The organism is Lysinimonas soli, from assembly GCF_042655435.1.
GTDB classification, from domain to species: Bacteria; Actinomycetota; Actinomycetes; order Actinomycetales; family Microbacteriaceae; genus Lysinimonas; species Lysinimonas soli.
Map to the genome: position 1 here is coordinate 775,431 of NZ_JBHSMG010000002.1, position 18,873 is coordinate 794,303.

Sequence of the window (18,873 nt, forward strand, 5' to 3'; positions counted from 1 at the left end):
CTCTACGGATATTGCTCGGGAAGATGCCGGGAGTCGCGCGTGGTCGCCACGGCCCAGGCGGCCCAGGCCGAGGCGACGATCACGGCGAACTCGATCGCGACGGCGGGGAGCATCTGGCTGTAGTTCGAGAACAGGCTGGGCAGGATCACGGCCCCCGCCAGCACGAAGGTGATCGTCGGGTAGCTGCGCAGGGGGCGATGTCGCACCAGCAACCAGCCGATGTAGGGCAGCACGAGCACCGCGATGAATCTCGGCCCCGTGAGCAGCAGCCAGACGGCGGGGGTCGAGAGGGCGGCCGCGGTGACCCGGCGCCAGCCGTCCGCCGGCATCACGCACCATCCCGTGACATGCGCAACGGTTCCGGCCAGCAGCAGAAGCAGCACGTAGGTGTCGGATCCGGCGATGGCGACCCCGCCACTCACGATCAGCGCGACCCCGCCGATCGCGCGAGAACGGGATCCGCCCCAGCGCAGCGGTCGTCGCGTTGTCATGCCGGGCCGACTCAGCGGTTCACGACGATGACGGCGATGACGAACACGAGCAGCGCGGCGAGCGAGAGGTAGCCGAGCACGACGGCGACCCAGGCGATCGCCGTTCCCCGTTCGCCGGAGTGGGAGATCTGCGAGAGCGCGAGGTGGCCGAAGAGGGCGGCGAGCGGGCTCGCGAGGCATCCCAGGATCAGGGCGAGGACGGCCAGCACGTTGACCCTCTGCGGCATGGTCGTGGTCGACGGGCGGATCGCCGACGGCGTTGCGGGCGGTTCGTCGGCCGGAATGTCCTCGGCCCGGATCACGGCCGTCGACGTGCCGCAGAAGATGCAGTACTTCCACTGCGGTTGCAGCTCGCGAGAGCAGTTCGCGCAGACGGTCATGGTCTCGCCAGATTATCGTGGGCGGATGAGCCCCTCGCACCCCCCGATCGCGCCGCTCGTGATCGGCCACCGCGGGGCTCCCGGGTACCGCCCCGAGCACACCCGGGCGTCGTACGAGCTGGCGATGGCGCTCGGTGCGGATGCGGTCGAACCCGACCTCGTGGTCACGCGGGACGGGGTGCTCGTCGTCCGGCACGAGAACGAGATCTCGGGCACGACCGACGTGGCGCGGCATCCGGAGTTCGCGGATCGACGCGTGACCAAGACGGTCGACGGAGTCGAGCTGACGGGCTGGTTCACGGAGGACTTCAGCTGGGACGAGCTGGCGACGCTGCGCGCCGTCGAGCGGCTGCCGCAGCTGCGACAGCACTCGAGCACCTTCGACGGCAGCCAGCCGATGCTGCGGCTGAGCGAGCTGCTCGAGCTGCTCGACGATGCGGCCGAGCGGCGGGGACGCGAGGTGCGGCTGGTGGCGGAGGTGAAGCATCCGAGTTACTTCGCGTCGATCGGGATGCCGCTCGACGGTCGGGTCGCGGAGCAGCTGGCGCCGTGGGGAGGCCGCGATCGCCTGACGGTCGAATGCTTCGAGCAGACCGTGCTCGGTCAGCTCGCGGAGCGCGGCCTCGACGCCGACTACGTCTACCTGCTCGAGGAGGCGGGCGCGGCCCCCGATCTCGTGGCCCGCGACGGCGAAGCCGCGACGCCCTACGCCGAACAGCTGACGGATGCGGGCCTCGCCCGGCTCGCGCGCGAGGTCGACGGGGTGAGCGTGAACGCGAGCCTGCTGCTGGATGCCGCCCCCGGTCCTGGAGGCCCGGAGGGCCCCGGGGGCACGGCCGGAGGCTCCGAACTGGTCGCGCGCGCCCACGATCACGGGCTGAAGGTGTTCACCTGGACGCTGCGGCCCGAGAACGCCTTCCTCGCGAGCACCCACCGGCGCGGATCGGCGGCGGCCGACTGGGGCGACTGGCGCGCCGAGTTCGAGCTCATCATCGGCACCGGCGTCGACGGGATCTTCGTCGACCACCCGGATCTCGGGCTGGCCGCCCGCGACGGCCTCTGACCGCGGCGGCGGCGCCGGGCAGACGCCCCCGCCGGTTGCGCAGGACGGACGTGTCCCTGCTCAAAATGAAGGAACACCGGCGGATGCCCGCCGTGACCTCGCGCCGGATGCGTTGTGACGCATGCCTCTTCCTTCATTTCGCCAGAGGTCGGGGAGGGATCGCGGCGCGGTCCGTGACGGTCAGTAGCGGTCGCCTCGAGCCACCGCGGCCCAGACGGCGGACGCGACGGCCTCCCAGTCGTGCATGATCTGGCGGTAGCTGAAGCGGAGTACCCGGTAGCCGAGTGAACTCAATGCCGCGTCGCGACGGCGATCGGCCTCGAAGGAGTCGGGGGAGGAGTGGAACTCGCGCCCATCCACTTCGATCACGAGGCGGTCTCCGAGAAGGAAGTCGACGCGACCGACTCCGGGAATCCGAACCTGCCGGCGTGGGCGGAGCGCCTGCATCCGCAACCAGAAGAGCGTCTCGATGCCGGACTCGCAGATCCCGTCGGCTGCGCGCAGCGCGCGACCGTAGCGAGGGGATTGTCGGTCGGCGAGGGCTTCCAGCTCCGAGCGCATTTCGGGGACGGCTTGATGGGGGACCGCTCTGAGGAGGGAATCCGCTGTCGCCGTGACCAGGTCCGGCGCGGCACAACCGCAGAGAGCCGCGAGGGCGGAGAGGTCATCGGCGAGCAGTCGGGACCGGCCGCCGGAGTCGTTCCAGTGCACCGTGACGGGGTCGGTGTGCTGCAGGCGGCGACCCGCCGCGTCGGGGGAGCGGAGTCGGCACGCGTTTCCTGCCACAGCGACGTGGAGGTGCTGGTCATCGTGAACCCACACGCCACGACGCGCGAGTGCCGAGGAGCAGGTGAGGCGGCCCCCGACTCGTGCCGCACGGGCGAGAACGGGATCGAGCGACACACGCGCGTACCAACCCTGCCGCACCCGCTGGATGCGTCCGCGCGTCAGGTCGCGGTCGATGTCGACACGGCGGACCCCATTGAGCTGGAGTTCGTGCGCGGCAGCGAGCCCGCCATGGGCGTCGATGGTTTGGAGGGCGTTGCTCATGGCTCAGAGCATCGGGCCCCGCGTGCTCAGCGTGGCCTGACCTCACGGAATCGGTGGATGCCGGTTCCCGACTGGTACGAATGAAGGAAGCGACGCGCTCTCCGCCCCACCGCAAGCGCTTCGTTCGGTCACTTGCTCGCCGTCTCCTTCATTCGGCGAGGCGGGGCGGGGCGGTGGGGCGGGGCGGCGGGGGCGGGGCCCCGGCCGGCGTCGGCGGCCGCACCTAGAATCGGGGGATCATGACCTTCGTTCTGGACGCCTTCGACGCGGATCCGGGGACGAGGCAACCGGGATCGCACGGCACGGCGCCCGGCTCCGCACCCGTTCCCGACGACGCGCTGCTCGAGGGGCTCAATCCGCAGCAGCGCGAGGCCGTGCTCTACCGGGGGCCGTCGCTGCTCATCGTGGCGGGCGCGGGATCCGGCAAGACCAGCGTGCTCACGCGGCGGGTCGCCGGGCTGATCCAGACCCGCGAGGCGTGGCCGAGCCAGATCCTCGCGATCACCTTCACCAACAAGGCCGCGGCCGAGATGCGCGAGCGCGTGCAGGCCCTGGTCGGCGGGGCCGCCGAGGGGATGTGGATCTCGACCTTCCACTCCGCGTGCGTGCGCATCCTGCGCCGTCAGGCCGAGTCGATGGGGATGACGCAGTCGTTCACCATCTACGACTCGGCCGACAGCCGCGCCCTCATCAAGCGCATCCTCAAGGAGCTGGACGCCGACACCCTCGGTTTCACGCCCGGCAACGTGAGCGGCAAGATCTCGAAGCTCAAGAACGAGCTGACCGACGCCGAGAGCTACTCGCGCAACGTGAACGCCGACGATCCGCAGGAGGTCGCGTTCCTCGAGATCTTCCGCCGGTACACGGCGGGGCTGCGCCGGGCGAACGCCCTCGACTTCGACGATCTGATCGCCGAGACCGTTCACCTGTTCCGGGCCTTCCCCGAGGTCGCCGCCCTCTACCAGCGGCGCTTCCGGCACGTGCTCGTCGACGAGTACCAGGACACCAACCACGCCCAGTACTCGCTCATCCGCGAGCTGGTGCGTCCGATCAAGCCGCAGCACGTGCCCGAAGACACCCGGATGAGCGTGGATGCCAACGGCGGCATCCCGGGCGCGTCGCTGACCGTCGTGGGCGACTCGGACCAGTCGATCTACGCGTTCCGCGGTGCGGACATCCGCAACATCGTCGAGTTCGAACGCGACTTCCCCAACTCGAAGGTCATCCTGCTGGAGCAGAACTACCGCTCGACGCAGAACATCCTCGACGCCGCCAACGCCGTGATCTCGAACAACTTCGACCGCAAGGCCAAGAACCTCTTCACCACGGTCGGCTCGGGCGACAAGATCATCGGCTACACGGGCTACACGGGGCACGACGAGGCCCAGTTCGTCGCCGACGAGATCGCTACCCTCCACGAGCAGGGCGAGCGCTACAGCGACATCGCGGTGTTCTACCGCACCAACTCGCAGACCCGCGCGCTGGAGGAGATCTTCATCCGCTCGGCCATTCCCTACCGGGTGCTCGGCGGTACGAAGTTCTACGAGCGGGCCGAGATCAAGGATGCGATGGCCTACCTCATCCAGGTCGCCAACCCCGCCGACGACCTGGCCCTGCGCCGCATCATGAACGTGCCCAAGCGCGGCATCGGGCCCGCCACGGAGGCCGCGCTGCAGGGCTACGCCGACCGCGTCGGGGTGACGCTGCGCGACGCCCTGCCTGATGCCGCCCAGCTCGGCCTCGGACCCAAGGTCACGGCGGCGATCCTCGAGTTCGCGGCGATCCTCGACGAGGCGACCGACTCGGCTCCGACCACCAAGCCCGCCGACATCCTGGTCAAGATCCTCGAGCGCACCGGATACATCGACGCGCTGCGGGCGACCCGCGACCCGCAGGACGAGGCCCGCATCGAGAATGTCGAAGAGCTCGTGGCGGTGACCAAGGAGTTCGCCCGCAACAACCCCGAGGGCACACTCGTCGATTTCCTCACCGAGGTCTCGCTCGTCGCGGCCGCCGACGAGCTCGACGACTCGAGCGGCACGGTGTCGCTCATGACCCTGCACACGGCGAAGGGCCTGGAGTTCGATGCGGTGTTCCTCACCGGCGTCGAGGAGGACCTGCTGCCGCACCGTATCTCGAGCGGCGAGCCGGGCGGGCTGGCCGAGGAGCGGCGGCTGTTCTATGTGGGGATCACCCGCGCGAGAAAGCGCCTGTACCTCTCGCTGGCGATGACCCGCTCGACCTTCGGCGATACGAGTGTCGCGATGCCGAGCCGCTACCTGCAAGAGATCCCCGCCGAGCTGATCGAGTGGCGACAGAGCCCGGGCATGGCCACCTCGCGGGGTGGTACGCGCTCGCGTGCACTCAACGGGCGCGGCACCGGTTCGTCCGAGCGGTTCGGCTACGGAACCGCCCTGCCTGCCGCGCCGCCCAGGGTCAAGACGGAGTGGACCAACACGGTCACCAACAAGGTGCGCGACAATGGCGACCTCACGCTCGCGGTGGGGGACCGCATCCGGCACAGCGATTTCGGCGAGGGCCGGGTGACGGGCGTGACCGGCGAGGGCTCGAAGAGCATCGCCGAGGTGCTGTTCGATCAGGCGGGTCGCAAGCGGCTGCTGATCAAGATCGCGCCCATCGAGAAGCTGTAGCGACTCAGGGCTCGGGCCCAGGCGCCGAGCGTCAGGCCTCGAGCTCGACCGGCGCCTCGGCGTCCGGCTCGATCGCCGGCAGCGTGGGTCGGCGCACCACGACCACGACGAGCAGCGCGGCGGCGCACAGCAGCAGGGCTGTCGCGGCGGTCGCGACCCCGCCGGCGACCCCGAGCGCGCCGGCGAGCACGCTGATCAGGATGCCGCTGCCGGCCTGGAAGCCCTGCCCCGTCATGCCGGCGGCGCCCACGAACCGCCCGCGACGTTCCGGCGGGGCCTCGAGTTGCACGATCGTCTGCGACGTGGATGCCGCGACGAGGCTGCTCGCCCCCGCGACGATCAGGGCGGCGATCGAGAGCGGGTAGCTGCGCGAGAGCGCGAACACCAGGATGCTGGCCGCGAAGGCGATCCCGGCCACGATGGCCAGGCGGGTGCTGGCCCGGGTGCGGCCGATCGCCTCGAGCGTGATCCCGGCGGCGGTGGCCCCGGCCGCCATCGACGAGACCAGCACCGCGTATCCGGCCCCGTTCGCGTCCTGACCGAGGATGCCGCCGAACTCGGGCAGCAGCGGCATGAGCGCGACGCCGATGAAGAGCGCGATGGCGCCCTGCAGGATCATCACGACGAGGATCGACGGGTACTTCGGCACCTCCCGCAGCACGCTCACGATGTCGCGCAGGTGCGGGGCGGCCCGCCGGGCAGCGTCACGCACGTGGCCGGTGATGGGCACGGCGAAGAGGTAGCCGAGGAACGGCAGGTACATCGCTACGTTGAGGAACATCCCGACGGTCGGTCCGACCGTGAACAGCAGCAGCGCGCCGAGCGCCGGGCCGACCAGCTGGCCGAGCGTGATGCCGGTCGCCGTCAGCCGCACCGCGCTCGGCAGGTCGGTCGGACCGACCATGTCGTAGAGCATGAGCTGGTCGGGCGCCTTCCAGATCGCGCTGGCGAAGCCGTGCACGAGCAGGAGCGCAACGCACTCCCAGGGCTGCAGGCCGCCGGTCGCGAAGAGGATGCCCCAGGCGATCGAGACCGCGATGAACAGCAGGGCGGAGAGCTGGATGAGACGCCGGCAGTCGAAGCGGTCGGCGAGGCCGCCGAGGGGGATCGCGAAGAACAGGTGCGGCAGCCAGTGGGTGAGCACGGCGAGCCCCGCGAGGAGCGGCGAGTGGAAGGTCTGCCACATCACCCAGTAGGTGATCGCGTGCTCGAGGTTGTCGCCGCCCATCATGAGCACGCTGCCGGCCAGGTATCCCTTGTACCAGGGGGCGCGGAGGGCGGCGAATCTCATCCCGGCCAGCCTAGAGGGCGCAGGCGGGGTTGCCGCGATCCCCTTGCGTTCTATTCCGATATATCGGTATAGTGTCGGTAACGGTCACGACCACTCGTGGACTCCATCTCCGCGGCGTGACCGGTCAAGGAGACACTCATGCGATACAACAACTTCGATCCCCGAGCGGCCGCACTGGCAGCCGCACGTTTTCACCACGGCATGCCCGGCGAGCACGGTCATGACGAGCACACCGGTCGGGGGCGCGGCGGGCGCGGGGGCTTCGGCCCCGGCTTCGGCGGCTTTCCCGGCGGCTTCGGCCCCGAGATGATGCGCGACTTCGCGCAGGCCTGGGGCGGGCACGGGCGTGCCCGCAAGGGCGACGTCCGCGCCGCGATCCTCTCGCTGCTCGCCGAGGCGCCCGCGACCGGGTACGCCCTGATCAAGGGCATCGCCGAGCGCACCGACCAGACGTGGCGCCCCAGCCCCGGCTCGGTCTACCCGACGCTGCAGCAGCTCGTCGACGAGGGCCTCGTGCGCCAGCAGGGCGACGGCGGCCGCACCGACTACGAGCTGACCGAGGAGGGCACCGCATATGTGGCGGAGCACAAGGAGCAGCTGGATGCCGCGTGGCAGACCGCCGGTCCGCGCGGCGGTGTCGACCAGGAGTTCATGGCCAGCATCGGCCGCCTGTTCGACGCGGTCAAGCAGTTCCCCCGCTCGGCGACCGCCGAGCAGCGGGCCGCGGCGACGGCCAAGATCGACGAGCTCCGTCGTGAGCTCTACCGCATTCTGGCCGACTAGCTGTAGCTCCCGCGGTGCGGCTCATCGAGCCGCGCCAGCAGACGCCGCGACGGCAGCTCACGCAGCCGTCGCGGCGTCACGCGCACCAGCACCCGCACGAACCGGATCGCGGTGCGGTAGCGAGCCGGATGATGCGCAAGGCCGTAGGCATCGCGCACGGTCGGCGGCAGCAGCCCCGCCGTGACGACGCGCGCGAGCGGCAGACCCGCGCGGATCCACCAGGGCGCGGCCCGGCTGTGCAGCAGTTCGCGGGCGATGCCGCGGGCCTCGTCGGTCACCTCGAGGCCGGCTACGGCATCCGCCCAGTACGCCGCGAACGCGGCGCGGTCGGCGGGCCAGGCCTCGGGCGGCAGCTGCAGCATGGTGCCCAACCGCCCGCTCGCGGCGTAGATCTCGTCCGCGAGCTGCGGCGCGAGCGGACCGTGCACCAGCTCGTGCACCTCGCGGCCGAGTTCGTGCAGGGTAGCGGCGACCCAGAGCTGGCGCTGCGCATCCATCGCGCCGGGGATGCCGTGGTGCGCCCGGTCGACCGACCCGGCGGCCAGCGCGGCCTGGGCGTCCGTCCCGAGCCCGACCGCGTAGACGTAGCTCAGCGTGCTGCGCAGCCGCCTCATCGGGTCGCGCGCGAACGAGCTGTACCCGGCCACCCCGTGCGCCACCACCGGATCGGCCACCTGCAGCAGGATCGCCGCGGCACCGCCGAGCACCAGCACGCCGTCTGCCGCGTACTGCTCGAAGGTCCGTGAGCGGGTCATGCTCCATCGTCGCAGCAAGAACCCCCGAAGTTTTCACGCAGGCGGGCGCCTCTCGGAGCCTGCCGTGATCGTCAGCGGGTAGAGTTCTCTCTGGCCCGAAAGTCTCTCGACGTCGAACTATCTTGGTGTCGAGACAGTCCTCGGACGCAGCCGAGCGGGCCGCCCGATTCCTCGTCAGACGGAAGAAGCAAAACAGCGTGGATCTTTTCGAGTACCAGGCCCGTGATCTCTTCGAGAAGTACGGTGTCCCCGTACTCGCGGGCATCATCGCCGACACCCCCGAGGAGGTGCGCGCCGCGGCCGAGAAGCTCGGCGGCGTCACCGTGGTGAAGGCCCAGGTCAAGGCCGGAGGGCGCGGCAAGGCGGGCGGCGTCAAGGTCGCCAAGACCCCGGCGGATGCCGAAGAGCTGTCGAAGGGGATCTTCGGGCTCGACATCAAGGGCCATGTCGTGAAGCGCGTCATGGTCGCGGCCGGCGCCGACATCAAGCAGGAGTACTACTTCTCGGTGCTGCTCGACCGGGCCAACCGCAGCTACCTCAGCCTGTCGAGCTTCGAAGGCGGCATGGAGATCGAAGAGCTCGCCGTCGAGCGCCCCGAAGCCCTCGCCCGGGTCGAGGTGAACCCCGCCGAGGGGCTCGACCTCGAGAAGGCGAAGGCCATCGCGGTCGCCGCGCACTTCCCGGCCGAGCTCATCGACAAGGTCGCCCCGGTCTTCGTGAAGCTCTACGAGGTCTACACGGGCGAAGACGCGACGCTCGTCGAGGTCAACCCGCTCGTGCTCACCGGCGCCGGCGACATCGTCGCCCTGGACGGCAAGGTCTCGCTCGACGAGAACGCCGACTTCCGTCACCCCGAGCACGAGGCGCTCGAAGACAAGGATGCGGCCGACCCGCTCGAGGCGAAGGCCAAGAAGCTCGGCCTCAACTACGTCAAGCTCGACGGCCAGGTCGGCATCATCGGCAACGGCGCGGGCCTCGTCATGAGCACGCTGGATGTCGTCAGCTACGCGGGCGAGAGGCACGGCGGCGTCAAGCCGGCCAACTTCCTCGACATCGGCGGCGGAGCATCCGCTCAGGTCATGGCGAACGGCCTCGACGTGATCCTCGGCGACGCGCAGGTCAAGAGCGTCTTCGTCAACGTCTTCGGCGGTATCACGGCCTGCGACGCGGTCGCGAACGGCATCGTGCAGGCGCTCGAGATCCTCGGCGCGACGGCGAGCAAGCCGCTCGTGGTGCGACTCGACGGCAACAAGGTGGAGGAGGGGCGTGCGATCCTGAGCGCCGCGGCGAACCCGCTCATCACCCTCGCCGACAACATGGACCAGGGCGCCGACAAGGCCGCCGAACTGGCGAGCAAGTAAAGGGCAGCCGAGAAATGTCGATCTTCCTCAACAAGGACTCCAAAGTCATCGTCCAGGGCATCACGGGCGGTGAGGGCACCAAGCACACCGCTCTCATGCTCAAGGCCGGAACCCAGGTCGTCGGCGGCGTCAACGCGCGCAAGGCGGGCACAACGGTCGAGCACGACGGCGGCATCAGCCTGCCGGTGTTCGGCACCGTGGCCGAGGCCATCGCGAAGACCGGCGCCGACGTGTCGATCGTCTTCGTGCCGCCGGCCTTCGCCAAGGACGCGATGATCGAGGCCATCGACGCCGAGATCCCGCTGCTCGTCGTGATCACCGAGGGCATTCCGGTGCAGGACACCGCCGAGGCCTGGGCGCACGCCAAGGCGAAGGGCACCACCCGGATCATCGGGCCGAACTGCCCGGGCATCATCACCCCGGGCGAGTCGCTCGTCGGCATCACTCCCGCCACGATCACCGGAACGGGGCCGATCGGACTCGTCAGCAAGTCGGGCACCCTGACCTACCAGATGATGTACGAGCTGCGCGATCTGGGCTTCTCGACCGCGATCGGCATCGGCGGCGACCCCATCATCGGCACCACGCACATCGATGCCCTCGCGGCGTTCGAGGCCGACCCCGACACCAAGGCGATCGTCATGATCGGCGAGATCGGCGGCGACGCCGAGGAGCGGGCGGCCGACTACATCAAGGCGCACGTCACCAAGCCGGTCGTCGGCTACGTTGCAGGCTTCACGGCCCCCGAGGGAAAGACGATGGGCCACGCCGGCGCGATCGTCTCGGCCGGAGCGGGCACCGCCCAGGGCAAGAAGGAGGCCCTCGAGGCCGCCGGGGTCAAGGTCGGCAAGACGCCGAGCGAGACGGCCGAGCTGATGCGGGAGATCATCGCGGCGCTGTAGCCGTGGTCGGCCGCCGTCGGGCTCTAAGCCTCGTCGGCGGCGGTCGCCGCGTCGTGCCGCTCGGGAGCACGCGGCGGCCACACGGTCGCGCCAAGCTCGCGGGAGATGTTGCGCGCGGTCTCGCGCAGGTCGTTGAGAACGGGATCCTCGGGGGGCCAGTCGCTGGTGGGAAGCACGACCGCGACCGCGGCGATGACGTTGCCGCTTGCGTCGCAGACCGGAGCGGCGACACTGGATTCGCCGAGCACCGCCTCGTCCTCCTCGGTCGCCAGGCCGCGCTCGGCGATCTGAGCGAGCGCGAGTGAGAGCCGGGCCGGATCCGTCATGGTGTCGCCGGTGAGGCTGCGCAAGGGCCGGCTGAGCACCTCCGACGCGTAGTCGGCGTCGTAGGCCAGCAGCACCTTGCCCATCGCCGAGGCGTGGGCGGGGATCGTGAGCCCGGTCTCGAGCATCTGCTGACTGCCGTCCGGTCGTCGATTGTGATGGATCACGATGACCTCGTCGAACAGCTCGGCGCCCAGCCGCACCGCGAGACCGGTTCGACGCGCGAGCTCCTGGGTCCAGCGCATCGCGCGCGCGCGCACATCGAGCGTGTCGAGGTAGACGTTGCTGAGCTTGAGCAGCGCCGGGCCGAGCATGTAGCGATTGCTGCCCCGCTCCTTCGCGACGAGACCGTGCTGCTGCAGCGACTTGACGATGCCGTGAACCGTGGAGGGGGGCAATTCGAGGGCCGCCGCGAGTTCGGTGATGCCGAGATGACGGGCGCCCTGAAGGGAACTGAGCACCTTCGCCGCCCGGTCGATCGCCTGGATCACCGCCACCCCCTTCGAGTGTGGGTCCCATTATCGCGCGCCCTTGCGGATGTTTCGCATTCAGGCTTGACATCGCCACTTTATTCGCGGCATATTCGACATTGTCGAATGACGTTCCGATGTTGGAGCGCCAGCATCACCCAGAATCGACACCCGCAGGTCCCCCCACCCCGCATGTCCAAAGGAGTACATATGGATGAGAACCGCACGTGGCAGAAGCTCGCCGCGGAGTTCCTCGGCACCGCCTTCCTCGTCTTCGTCGGTGTCGGCTCGGTGCCGGCACTGGCGATGGCCCGAGGTGATGCGCCCTTCACCGGCGCCGACCTCGGCTTCATCTCCCTGTCGTTCGCGACGATCGTGGTGGTCACGGTCTACGTCTTCGGTTACATCTCGGGCAACCACATCAACCCCGCGGTGACCCTGGGCCTCGCCGTCTCGGGCAAGTTCCCGTGGCGGAGCGTTCCCGGCTACCTGCTTGCGCAGCTGCTGGGAGCGATCGCCGGCTCGTTCGCCATCGTCGGAGCGCTCGGACCGAAGGCCAGCAAGCTGGGCCTCGGCGTCGCCTCGTTCAATCCCGACACGGTCTCGATTCCCCAGGCGCTGTTCGCCGAGTTCATCGGCACCTTCCTGCTGGTGTTCGCCGTCTTCGGCGTCATCCACCGCAAGGCGGCACCGGGCTGGGCCGGACTGGCGATCGGCCTTGTGGTCTTCGCCGCGATCATCCCCGTCGCACCTGCGACGGGAGCCTCGATCAACCCGGCCCGCACGACCGGTCCGATGATCGTGCAATCCCTTCTCGGCGGGCAGGTCGCGTGGGGACAATGGTGGGTGTACGTCGTCGCCGAGCTGCTCGGCGGTGTCATCGCCGCGCTCCTGTTCGGTGTCATCTCGAAGACCGCGGCCGACAAGGCCGCGGTGAGCAGCTAAGGAGTCAGGAACATGAAGAAGCTCATCAACGACCCTCAGGATGTACTGAAAGACGCTCTCCTCGGTGTCGAGGCCGCCCACCCGCAGTTGCGGGTCGATCATGTCAACCGCATCATCTACCGGGCGAACCCCAAGGCCGACGGCAAGGTGGCACTGCTCTCCGGCGGAGGCTCGGGTCATGAGCCGCTGCACGGCGGCTTCGTCGGTGTCGGGATGCTCGATGCCGCCTGCGCGGGCGAGGTGTTCACCTCGCCGACTCCCGATCAGATGCAGGAGGCCACCAAGGTGATCGACCGGGGAGCCGGCGTGCTGCACATCGTGAAGAACTACACGGGCGATGTCATGAACTTCGAGATGGCGGGCGAACTCGCCGGCGCGGAGGGCGTCGAGGTGGCGACCGTCGTGACCGACGACGACGTGGCGGTCCAGGATTCCACCTGGACCGCGGGCCGGCGCGGCGTCGGGGTGACGGTACTGCTGGAGAAGATCGTCGGAGCGGCGGCCGAGGAAGGCCGGGATCTCGCGGCCGTCACGGCGCTGGCGAACAAGGTCAACGAATCCGGCCGTTCGATGGGCATGGCGCTCACCAGTTGCACCGTCCCCGCGGCGGGCAAGCCGACCTTCGAGCTGCCCGACGACATGATGGAGATCGGCGTCGGCATCCACGGTGAGCCGGGACGACACCGGGTGCCGCTGGCCGGCGCTCATGAGATCGCCGAGCAGCTCGTGGAGCCGATCCTGCACGACCTCGACTTCACGGGAGCACCCTCGATCGTCATGCTGAACGGCATGGGCGCGTCGCCGCTCATCGAGCTCTACCTCATGTACGGAGAGGTCGCGAGGCTCCTCGACAAGGCGGGGGTGAAGGTGGCCCGCAGCCTGGTCGGCAACTACATCACCTCGCTCGACATGGCGGGCTGCTCCGTGACGGTGCTGAAGGCCGACGACGAGATCCTGAAGTTGTGGGATGCTCCCGTCAACACCTCGGGGCTGCGCTGGGGTCTCTGAACCCCGTCCGACCCACCCGCAGGAGGAAGAAGAACCGAATGAGCACCGCGACCGTCCCCCTCGACCGACTTGTCAGCTGGCTCGGTGGCTATCGCGACGCCGTGATCGAGCAGCGCGCGTACCTCACCGAACTGGACTCCGCGATCGGGGACGCCGACCACGGAGCCAACATGGCGCGCGGGATGACCGCCGTCATGGACAAGCTGGGGGCGGGTGTTCCCGCCACCGCCGATGAGCTCTTCAAGAGTGTGGGGATGACCCTGGTCACCTCGGTCGGCGGCGCCAGCGGTCCGCTCTACGGGACCTTCTTCCTTCGCATGGGCATGTCCGCGGGGGCCATCGCCGAGTTCGACGGCGCGGCCCTCGCGGCGGCCCTCCGTGCCGGACTCGACGGCATCGTCGCGCGCGGCAAGGCCGAAGCCGGGGACAAGACCATGTTCGATGCGCTCGCGCCCGGCCTGGGCGCGTTCGATGCGGCACTCGCCGAGGGAGCCTCCCCGGCCGAGGCGGCCGCCGCCGCGGCCACCGCCGCCGAGGCGGGACGCGACGCGACGAAGCCCTGGGTGGCGCGCAAAGGGCGCGCGAGCTACCTCGGCGAGCGCAGCGCCGGTCACCTCGATCCCGGCGCCGCCTCGAGCGCCCTGCTGCTGCGTTGTCTCGCGGACGCGCTCGGGAGTTCGTGACGTGATCGGCATCGTCGTCGTCTCGCACAGCGCGAAGCTGGCCGAGGCGGCTGTCAGCCTTGCGCTCGCGATGGTCCCGAGCGGGCATCCTCGCGTGCTCGTCGCCGCGGGTGCCGGCGTCGAACGCGACGGCTCGGCCATCATCGGAACGGATGCGACCGTCGTCGCCGCCGCGATCGACGAGCTGTCCGACACCGACGGAGTGCTCGTGCTCATGGACCTCGGATCGGCCGTGCTGAGCGCGGAACTCGCTCTCGAGTTCGTCACTGCGACCGTGCCCGTGACACTGTCGGCGGCGCCCTTCGTCGAAGGCCTGCTCGCCGCCACCGTGCGGGCTGCGGGAGGCGCGAGCCTGGCCGAGGTCGCGGCCGAGGCGGAGAGCGCCTTGACGGCCAAGCGCGGGCAGCTCGCCCCCGCCGAGCCGGTGTCCGCGGCCGGGCAGCCGGCGGCGGGCCCGGCGGCCCCCGCAGCCCCGCGTCGCGCCCGCCGTCTCGTCCTCCGGAATCGGCTCGGTCTGCATGCCCGTCCCGCGGCGTTGCTCGCGAGCGAGAACGGGGTGGGGGCGGCCGAGGTCCAGGTGCGACTCGAGCGCACGGGGGCCGTCGCGTCTGCGGTGAGTCCGACGGCCCTGATGGGGCTCGGCAGCCGGGGCGGCGACGCGGTCGAGGTCTCTGCGGCCGGGTCTCAGGCCGACGAGGTGCTCGATCGCATCGAGGCCCTCGTCGAGAGCGGATTCGGCGAGCTCGACGAGCCCGCATCACCGTCTGCCGCGCCCGCGCCCACGGGCCGAGAGCTCGCACAACCGATCGGCGTCAGCCCGGGGCGCGCTGCCGGCCCCGTCGTGCACCTGGCACCCGCGCTCGACGCGCCGGTGGAGGCCCCGGCGCTGCCGTCCGATCAGCGCGCCCTCGCGGCAGAGCGGCTTGAGGGTGCGGCCTCGACCGTGTCGACGCGCCTCGCCGAGCGCGCCGAATCCAGCGAGGGTGCGGCGCGCGACATCCTCGCCGCGACGGCGCTCATGGCGACGGACCCCGGGCTCATCGACGCCGCAACCGCCGCGGTGCGGGACCGCGGGACCGAGCCCGCACGCGCCGTCTGGGACGCGGCCGGGGCACTCATCGACCTGCTCGCCGGGGTCGGCGGCCGCACCGCCGAGCGGGTCGCCGACGTGCGCGACGTGCGCGACCGGATCGTCGCCGAGCTCTCCGGTCGCTCGGTGCCGGGGGTGCCTGAGCGAGCCGAGCCCTTCGTCCTGATCGCCCGCGACCTGGCGCCCGCCGACACCGCGACCCTGGATCCGGCCAGCTGCGTCGCCCTGGTCACGGAGGAGGGGGGCCCGACCTCCCACACGGCGATCATCGCCCGATCCCTGGGGATCCCCGCCGTGGTCGCCGCCCGGGGTGCTCTGGCGATCGCCGAGGGGACCACGGTCCTCGTCGACGGCGAGACCGGGCGGGTCACGGTCGATCCGAGCGCCGCCGAGCTGGCCGCGCTCGCGATGGCCCCCGACGTCTCGGCGTTCACCGGGCACGGCGCCACCGCCGACGGGCACCCTGTCGCCCTCATGGCCAATGTCGGCAGCGGCGAGGAGGCGCAGGCGGCGGCGCGAGGGGGAGCCGAGGGGATCGGGCTGCTCCGCACGGAGTTCCTGTTCCTCGGTCGCGCCGAGGCGCCCAGCGTCGACGAGCAGGTCGCGGCGTATCGCGGCGTCATGGCCGCGTTCCCAGGTCGCAAGGTCGTCGTCCGCACCCTCGACGCGGGCGCCGACAAGCCTCTGCCGTTCGTCACGCTCGAGGGCGAGGAGAATCCCGCGCTCGGCGTCCGTGGCCTGCGAACGGCGCGACGGCATCCGGACATCCTCGACGCTCAGCTCACCGCCATCGCGGAGGCCGCCGCAGCCGAAACCGCCCGGGTGCAGGTGATGGCCCCGATGGTCGCGACGGTGGAGGAGGCGGCCGCCTTCGTGGAGCTGTGCCATCGGAAGGGGATCGCGACCGCCGGCGTCATGATCGAGACCCCCGCGGCGGCGGTCAGCGCGCCGGAGCTTCTCGCCGCCGTCGACTTCGCGAGCCTGGGGACGAACGACCTGACGCAGTACACGATGGCGGCCGACCGCGTGGTGGGCGAGCTCGCCGAGCTCAACGATCCGTGGCAGCCCGCCGTGCTTCGGCTCATCGGCACGGTCGGAGCGGCCGGAGCGACGACCCGCACCCCGGTCGGCGTCTGCGGCGAGGCGGGGGCGGACCCCCTTCTCGCGGTCGTGCTGGTGGGGCTCGGGGTCAGTTCGCTCTCGATGGCGGTCCGGGCCCTGCCACGGGTGGCGCAGCGGCTTGGCACGGTGACCCTCGACGAGTGCCGCCGGGCCGCGGAGGAGGCGGTCGCCGCATCCAGTCCGGCGGAGGCCCGCGCGCGGGCTCGCGCGGCGCTCGGCGGCTGAACCCCTAGGCTCTCGGCATGCCCACCGCCCGCCGCCTCGCTCTCCTCGCCGCGGCGGTCACCGTCGCCATGCTGTTCGCCGGGTGTCAGTTCATCCCCGGGCTCGGCGGCAGCGGGCACACGGCGGCGGCCCGGCCCGACCAGGCCGTGGCATCCGAACTCAAGCCCTTCTACACGCAGAGCCTGCGCTGGACGAAGCGCAGCGGAGGCATCGACAGTGCCAACGTCACCGTGCCGCTCGACTGGAGCAAACCGGGCGGCGCGACGATCTCGATCGCGGTCGCGCGGCACCGCGCCGGCTCGGGGTCGCTCGGCTCCCTGCTGGTCAATCCGGGCGGTCCCGGCGGCTCGGGGTTCGACTTCGTCGACCAGTACGTGAGCGGCATCGTGACGCCCGCGGTGCTGGCCAGGTACGACATCGTCGGATTCGACCCGCGCGGGGTGAACCACTCGACTCCCCGGATCACCTGCTACACCGATCCGAAGCAGGAGGATCGACTGCTCTACGGCACCTACTCCTCGCCGTACGGCACGCAGGGCTGGATCGACGAGCTCACCACGGTCGAGAAGGCATGGTCGGCAGCCTGCCTCGAGAACACCGGACCGCTGCTCGGCCATATCGACGCCGCCAGCAATGCGCGCGACATGGATGTCATCCGGGCCGTGCTCGGTGACAAGCAGCTGCACTACCTCGGCTACTCCTACGGAACCTACCTGGGCACGATGTACGCCGAGTTGTTCCCGACGAAGGTCGGTCGCATGGTGCTCGACGGGCCGATCGACCCGCTCGTCGGCGACCTCGACGCGCTCGCGACCCAGATGGCGGGATTCGACAGCGCCCTCAAGGCCTACATGTCGGACTGCCTGGCGCGGAAGGGGTGCCCGTTCACGGGGTCCGTCGACGACGGACTGCGGCAGGTGCGGGCGGTGCTCGACGGCATCGACGCCCGTCACCTCGTCGCGTCCGACGGGCGCGTACTCGACTCTGCGACGGTCGGCACCGGCATCTCGTACACGCTCTACTCGAAGTCGAGCTGGCCCGACCTGACGAAGATGATCCGCGATCTGGCCAAGAACGACGCCGACTCGACCTTCGCCAACGCCGACGCGTACAACGGACGCGACACCGACGGCAGCTACTCGGACAACGCGTCGGATGTGTATGCGGCGGTGACCTGCGCGGAGGGCGACCTCGGGACGGATGGCGTCACGCCCCTGCAGGGACTGGCCAAGATCGACGCGGCGGCACCGATCCTGGGCAAGTACTTCGCCGAGGACGACTACGCCGTGCTCGACACCGCGTGCAGCAACTGGTCGGAGCCGGTCGCCACGCTGCCGACGAAGTTCGACGCCTTGGGGGCGGCGCCGATCCTCGTCGTCGCGACCACGAACGACCCCGCGACGCCCTACGCCGGCGGGGTCTCGCTGTCGCGGCAGCTGTCGAGCGGCGTACTCGTCACCCACGAGGGCGAGGGCCACACCGTGTACGCCCAGGGCGACGAGTGCATCGACTCGACGGTCGACGCCTACCTGCTCGCGGGTACCGTGCCGACGCGCGACCCGATGTGCGGCTGACCGGAGCGGTTCAGAGCTGCCGGTAGACGAAATCGCCGGTGTACCGGAAGACCTCGCCGAGCAGTGGTGCGGTCATGCGCACGTCCACCCGCTGCCGGGCATCCGGCACCGCCGAGGCGCCGGGCGCGAGCGCGGTCTCGGCGAGCAGGACGTGGACGACGGAGGGGATGCGCACCCGCACGGCGCCCAGGTGCAGCCACTGCCGCAGGGAGGTCATGTGCAAGCCGCCGTCGACGACGTCGAGCAGCAGCTCCACCTCGAGGCCGCCGCGGCGGCCCAGGCGATCGTGCAGACGGCCGTCGACGACCGACATGGCGTCGGCCATGACGCGCTCGTGCCCCGGGAACGCGAAGCTGCGCACGGCGGTGAGGCGGCCGTCCGCGGTCGGCGTGTTCACGACGGTGAACGGCACCCCGCGGCCGAGTTCGGGAAAGAGCACCTGGCGCCACGCCAGGAAGGCCCAGAGCGGCCTCGCCCAGCGCAGGCGCGAGCCGGCGACCGCGTAGACGCCCGAGCCGTGGCCGCGGTGTCCGGCGGGCGGTAGGGAGAAGTACGCGGCCAGCGAGGGGTCGAGCTCGGCGAACCGGGGGCCGAGCACGCGCTGGTAGACCGAGCCGGTCATCCTTCTCCGTTCCGCCGTGCGTCGCCTGAGCATCTCACGGGCGAATCGGCGCTGCGCGGAATGCCGCCCGAGCCGAGCGGCGA

Annotated in this window: 17 protein-coding genes; 10 read left to right on the plus strand and 7 right to left on the minus strand. The window is 70.6% G+C overall.

The genetic code is table 11. The features are described from left to right. Positions 1-2: 2 nt before the first annotated feature. Together ACFPJ4_RS11385 and ACFPJ4_RS11390 are read right to left on the minus strand one after the other, a co-directional pair. Entirely contained in the window at positions 3-491 is a 489-nt protein-coding gene (locus tag ACFPJ4_RS11385) for a hypothetical protein (RefSeq protein ID WP_386740543.1), read from the minus strand. An 11-nt stretch (positions 492-502) separates the two neighbouring features. Continuing rightward, entirely contained in the window at positions 503-871 is a 369-nt protein-coding gene (locus ACFPJ4_RS11390; RefSeq protein WP_386740544.1) for a DUF4190 domain-containing protein, read from the minus strand. A 25-nt stretch (positions 872-896) separates the two neighbouring features. Between ACFPJ4_RS11390 and ACFPJ4_RS11395 the strand changes: the two genes are divergently transcribed. Continuing rightward, a complete protein-coding gene (locus ACFPJ4_RS11395; RefSeq protein ID WP_386740545.1) occupies positions 897-1,934 on the plus strand; it encodes a glycerophosphodiester phosphodiesterase family protein in 1,038 nt (345 codons plus the stop codon). Between the two features lie 180 nt (positions 1,935-2,114). On the opposite strand, the gene ACFPJ4_RS11400 is transcribed toward ACFPJ4_RS11395, so the two are convergent. Further along, a complete protein-coding gene (locus ACFPJ4_RS11400; protein WP_386740546.1) occupies positions 2,115-2,984 on the minus strand; it encodes an endonuclease domain-containing protein in 870 nt (289 codons plus the stop codon). 239 nt (positions 2,985-3,223) lie between these two features. Here ACFPJ4_RS11400 and ACFPJ4_RS11405 point away from each other — a divergent pair, with 239 nt between their 5' ends. Continuing rightward, a complete protein-coding gene (locus ACFPJ4_RS11405; RefSeq protein ID WP_386740547.1) occupies positions 3,224-5,635 on the plus strand; it encodes an ATP-dependent helicase in 2,412 nt (803 codons plus the stop codon). A gap of 31 nt (positions 5,636-5,666) precedes the next feature. Here ACFPJ4_RS11405 and ACFPJ4_RS11410 read toward each other — a convergent pair whose 3' ends face one another. Continuing rightward, positions 5,667-6,926: an MFS transporter gene (locus tag ACFPJ4_RS11410; protein ID WP_386740548.1), complete on the minus strand. Its 1,260-nt coding sequence runs from the start codon at positions 6,924-6,926 to the stop codon at positions 5,667-5,669. 138 nt (positions 6,927-7,064) lie between these two features. On the opposite strand from ACFPJ4_RS11410, the gene ACFPJ4_RS11415 reads away from it, so the two are divergent. Further along, positions 7,065-7,709 carry a PadR family transcriptional regulator gene (locus ACFPJ4_RS11415; protein ID WP_386740549.1) on the plus strand — a complete coding sequence of 215 codons (645 nt, stop codon included), beginning with the start codon at positions 7,065-7,067 and terminating at the stop codon, positions 7,707-7,709. Here ACFPJ4_RS11415 and ACFPJ4_RS11420 read toward each other — a convergent pair. Then, positions 7,706-8,464, minus strand: a complete 759-nt coding sequence (locus ACFPJ4_RS11420; protein ID WP_386740550.1) for an oxygenase MpaB family protein — start codon at positions 8,462-8,464, stop codon at positions 7,706-7,708. The two genes, ACFPJ4_RS11415 and ACFPJ4_RS11420, sit on opposite strands and share 4 nt — an antisense overlap. 197 nt (positions 8,465-8,661) lie before the next feature. Here ACFPJ4_RS11420 and sucC point away from each other — a divergent pair, with 197 nt between their 5' ends. Both sucC and sucD read left to right on the plus strand, forming a co-directional pair. Beyond that, a complete protein-coding gene (gene sucC, locus ACFPJ4_RS11425) occupies positions 8,662-9,825 on the plus strand; it encodes an ADP-forming succinate--CoA ligase subunit beta (protein ID WP_386740551.1) in 1,164 nt (387 codons plus the stop codon). A gap of 14 nt (positions 9,826-9,839) precedes the next feature. Further along, complete coding sequence (sucD, locus tag ACFPJ4_RS11430; protein WP_386740552.1) at positions 9,840-10,727, plus strand: succinate--CoA ligase subunit alpha; 888 nt, start codon at positions 9,840-9,842, stop codon at positions 10,725-10,727. A gap of 23 nt (positions 10,728-10,750) precedes the next feature. Here the strand turns inward: sucD and ACFPJ4_RS11435 are convergent, their stop codons facing one another. Then, the gene (locus ACFPJ4_RS11435) at positions 10,751-11,542 is read right to left on the minus strand and encodes an IclR family transcriptional regulator (RefSeq protein WP_386740553.1); all 792 of its coding nucleotides are present in this window, start codon (positions 11,540-11,542) and stop codon (positions 10,751-10,753) included. 189 nt (positions 11,543-11,731) lie between these two features. On the opposite strand from ACFPJ4_RS11435, the gene ACFPJ4_RS11440 reads away from it, so the two are divergent. From ACFPJ4_RS11440 to ACFPJ4_RS11460, 5 genes are read left to right on the plus strand one after another with little or no spacing between them, the layout of a single operon-like run. Continuing rightward, positions 11,732-12,466, plus strand: coding sequence for an MIP/aquaporin family protein (locus tag ACFPJ4_RS11440; RefSeq protein WP_386740554.1), 735 nt, complete (start codon positions 11,732-11,734; stop codon positions 12,464-12,466). Positions 12,467-12,478: 12 nt separating this feature from the next. Then, the gene (gene dhaK / locus ACFPJ4_RS11445; protein WP_386740555.1) at positions 12,479-13,474 is read left to right on the plus strand and encodes a dihydroxyacetone kinase subunit DhaK; all 996 of its coding nucleotides are present in this window, start codon (positions 12,479-12,481) and stop codon (positions 13,472-13,474) included. A gap of 38 nt (positions 13,475-13,512) precedes the next feature. Further along, positions 13,513-14,157, plus strand: a complete 645-nt coding sequence (gene dhaL, locus ACFPJ4_RS11450; RefSeq protein ID WP_386740556.1) for a dihydroxyacetone kinase subunit DhaL — start codon at positions 13,513-13,515, stop codon at positions 14,155-14,157. A 1-nt stretch (position 14,158) separates the two neighbouring features. After that, entirely contained in the window at positions 14,159-16,594 is a 2,436-nt protein-coding gene (gene ptsP, locus ACFPJ4_RS11455; RefSeq protein ID WP_386740557.1) for a phosphoenolpyruvate--protein phosphotransferase, read from the plus strand. A gap of 17 nt (positions 16,595-16,611) precedes the next feature. Then, the gene (locus tag ACFPJ4_RS11460; protein WP_386740558.1) at positions 16,612-18,168 is read left to right on the plus strand and encodes an alpha/beta hydrolase; all 1,557 of its coding nucleotides are present in this window, start codon (positions 16,612-16,614) and stop codon (positions 18,166-18,168) included. A gap of 10 nt (positions 18,169-18,178) precedes the next feature. On the opposite strand, the gene ACFPJ4_RS11465 is transcribed toward ACFPJ4_RS11460, so the two are convergent. After that, a complete protein-coding gene (locus ACFPJ4_RS11465; RefSeq protein ID WP_386740559.1) occupies positions 18,179-18,790 on the minus strand; it encodes a DUF4166 domain-containing protein in 612 nt (203 codons plus the stop codon). Positions 18,791-18,873 lie beyond the last annotated feature (83 nt).

What these genes read in the sequence shown, in the direction of transcription:
- dhaK (WP_386740555.1), top strand. Translation starts at nt 12,479, where the DNA reads ATGAAGAAGCTCATCAACGACCCTCAGGATGTACTGAAAGACGCTCTC.
- ACFPJ4_RS11440 (WP_386740554.1), top strand. Translation starts at nt 11,732, where the DNA reads ATGGATGAGAACCGCACGTGGCAGAAGCTCGCCGCGGAGTTCCTCGGC.
- ACFPJ4_RS11400 (WP_386740546.1), bottom strand. Translation starts at nt 2,984, where the DNA reads ATGAGCAACGCCCTCCAAACCATCGACGCCCATGGCGGGCTCGCTGCC.
- ACFPJ4_RS11460 (WP_386740558.1), top strand. Translation starts at nt 16,612, where the DNA reads ATGCCCACCGCCCGCCGCCTCGCTCTCCTCGCCGCGGCGGTCACCGTC.
- sucD (WP_386740552.1), top strand. Translation starts at nt 9,840, where the DNA reads ATGTCGATCTTCCTCAACAAGGACTCCAAAGTCATCGTCCAGGGCATC.
- ACFPJ4_RS11415 (WP_386740549.1), top strand. Translation starts at nt 7,065, where the DNA reads ATGCGATACAACAACTTCGATCCCCGAGCGGCCGCACTGGCAGCCGCA.
- ACFPJ4_RS11390 (WP_386740544.1), bottom strand. Translation starts at nt 871, where the DNA reads ATGACCGTCTGCGCGAACTGCTCTCGCGAGCTGCAACCGCAGTGGAAG.
- ACFPJ4_RS11420 (WP_386740550.1), bottom strand. Translation starts at nt 8,464, where the DNA reads ATGACCCGCTCACGGACCTTCGAGCAGTACGCGGCAGACGGCGTGCTG.
- ACFPJ4_RS11410 (WP_386740548.1), bottom strand. Translation starts at nt 6,926, where the DNA reads ATGAGATTCGCCGCCCTCCGCGCCCCCTGGTACAAGGGATACCTGGCC.
- ACFPJ4_RS11405 (WP_386740547.1), top strand. Translation starts at nt 3,224, where the DNA reads ATGACCTTCGTTCTGGACGCCTTCGACGCGGATCCGGGGACGAGGCAA.
- ACFPJ4_RS11395 (WP_386740545.1), top strand. Translation starts at nt 897, where the DNA reads ATGAGCCCCTCGCACCCCCCGATCGCGCCGCTCGTGATCGGCCACCGC.
- dhaL (WP_386740556.1), top strand. Translation starts at nt 13,513, where the DNA reads ATGAGCACCGCGACCGTCCCCCTCGACCGACTTGTCAGCTGGCTCGGT.
- ACFPJ4_RS11465 (WP_386740559.1), bottom strand. Translation starts at nt 18,790, where the DNA reads ATGACCGGCTCGGTCTACCAGCGCGTGCTCGGCCCCCGGTTCGCCGAG.
- ACFPJ4_RS11385 (WP_386740543.1), bottom strand. Translation starts at nt 491, where the DNA reads ATGACAACGCGACGACCGCTGCGCTGGGGCGGATCCCGTTCTCGCGCG.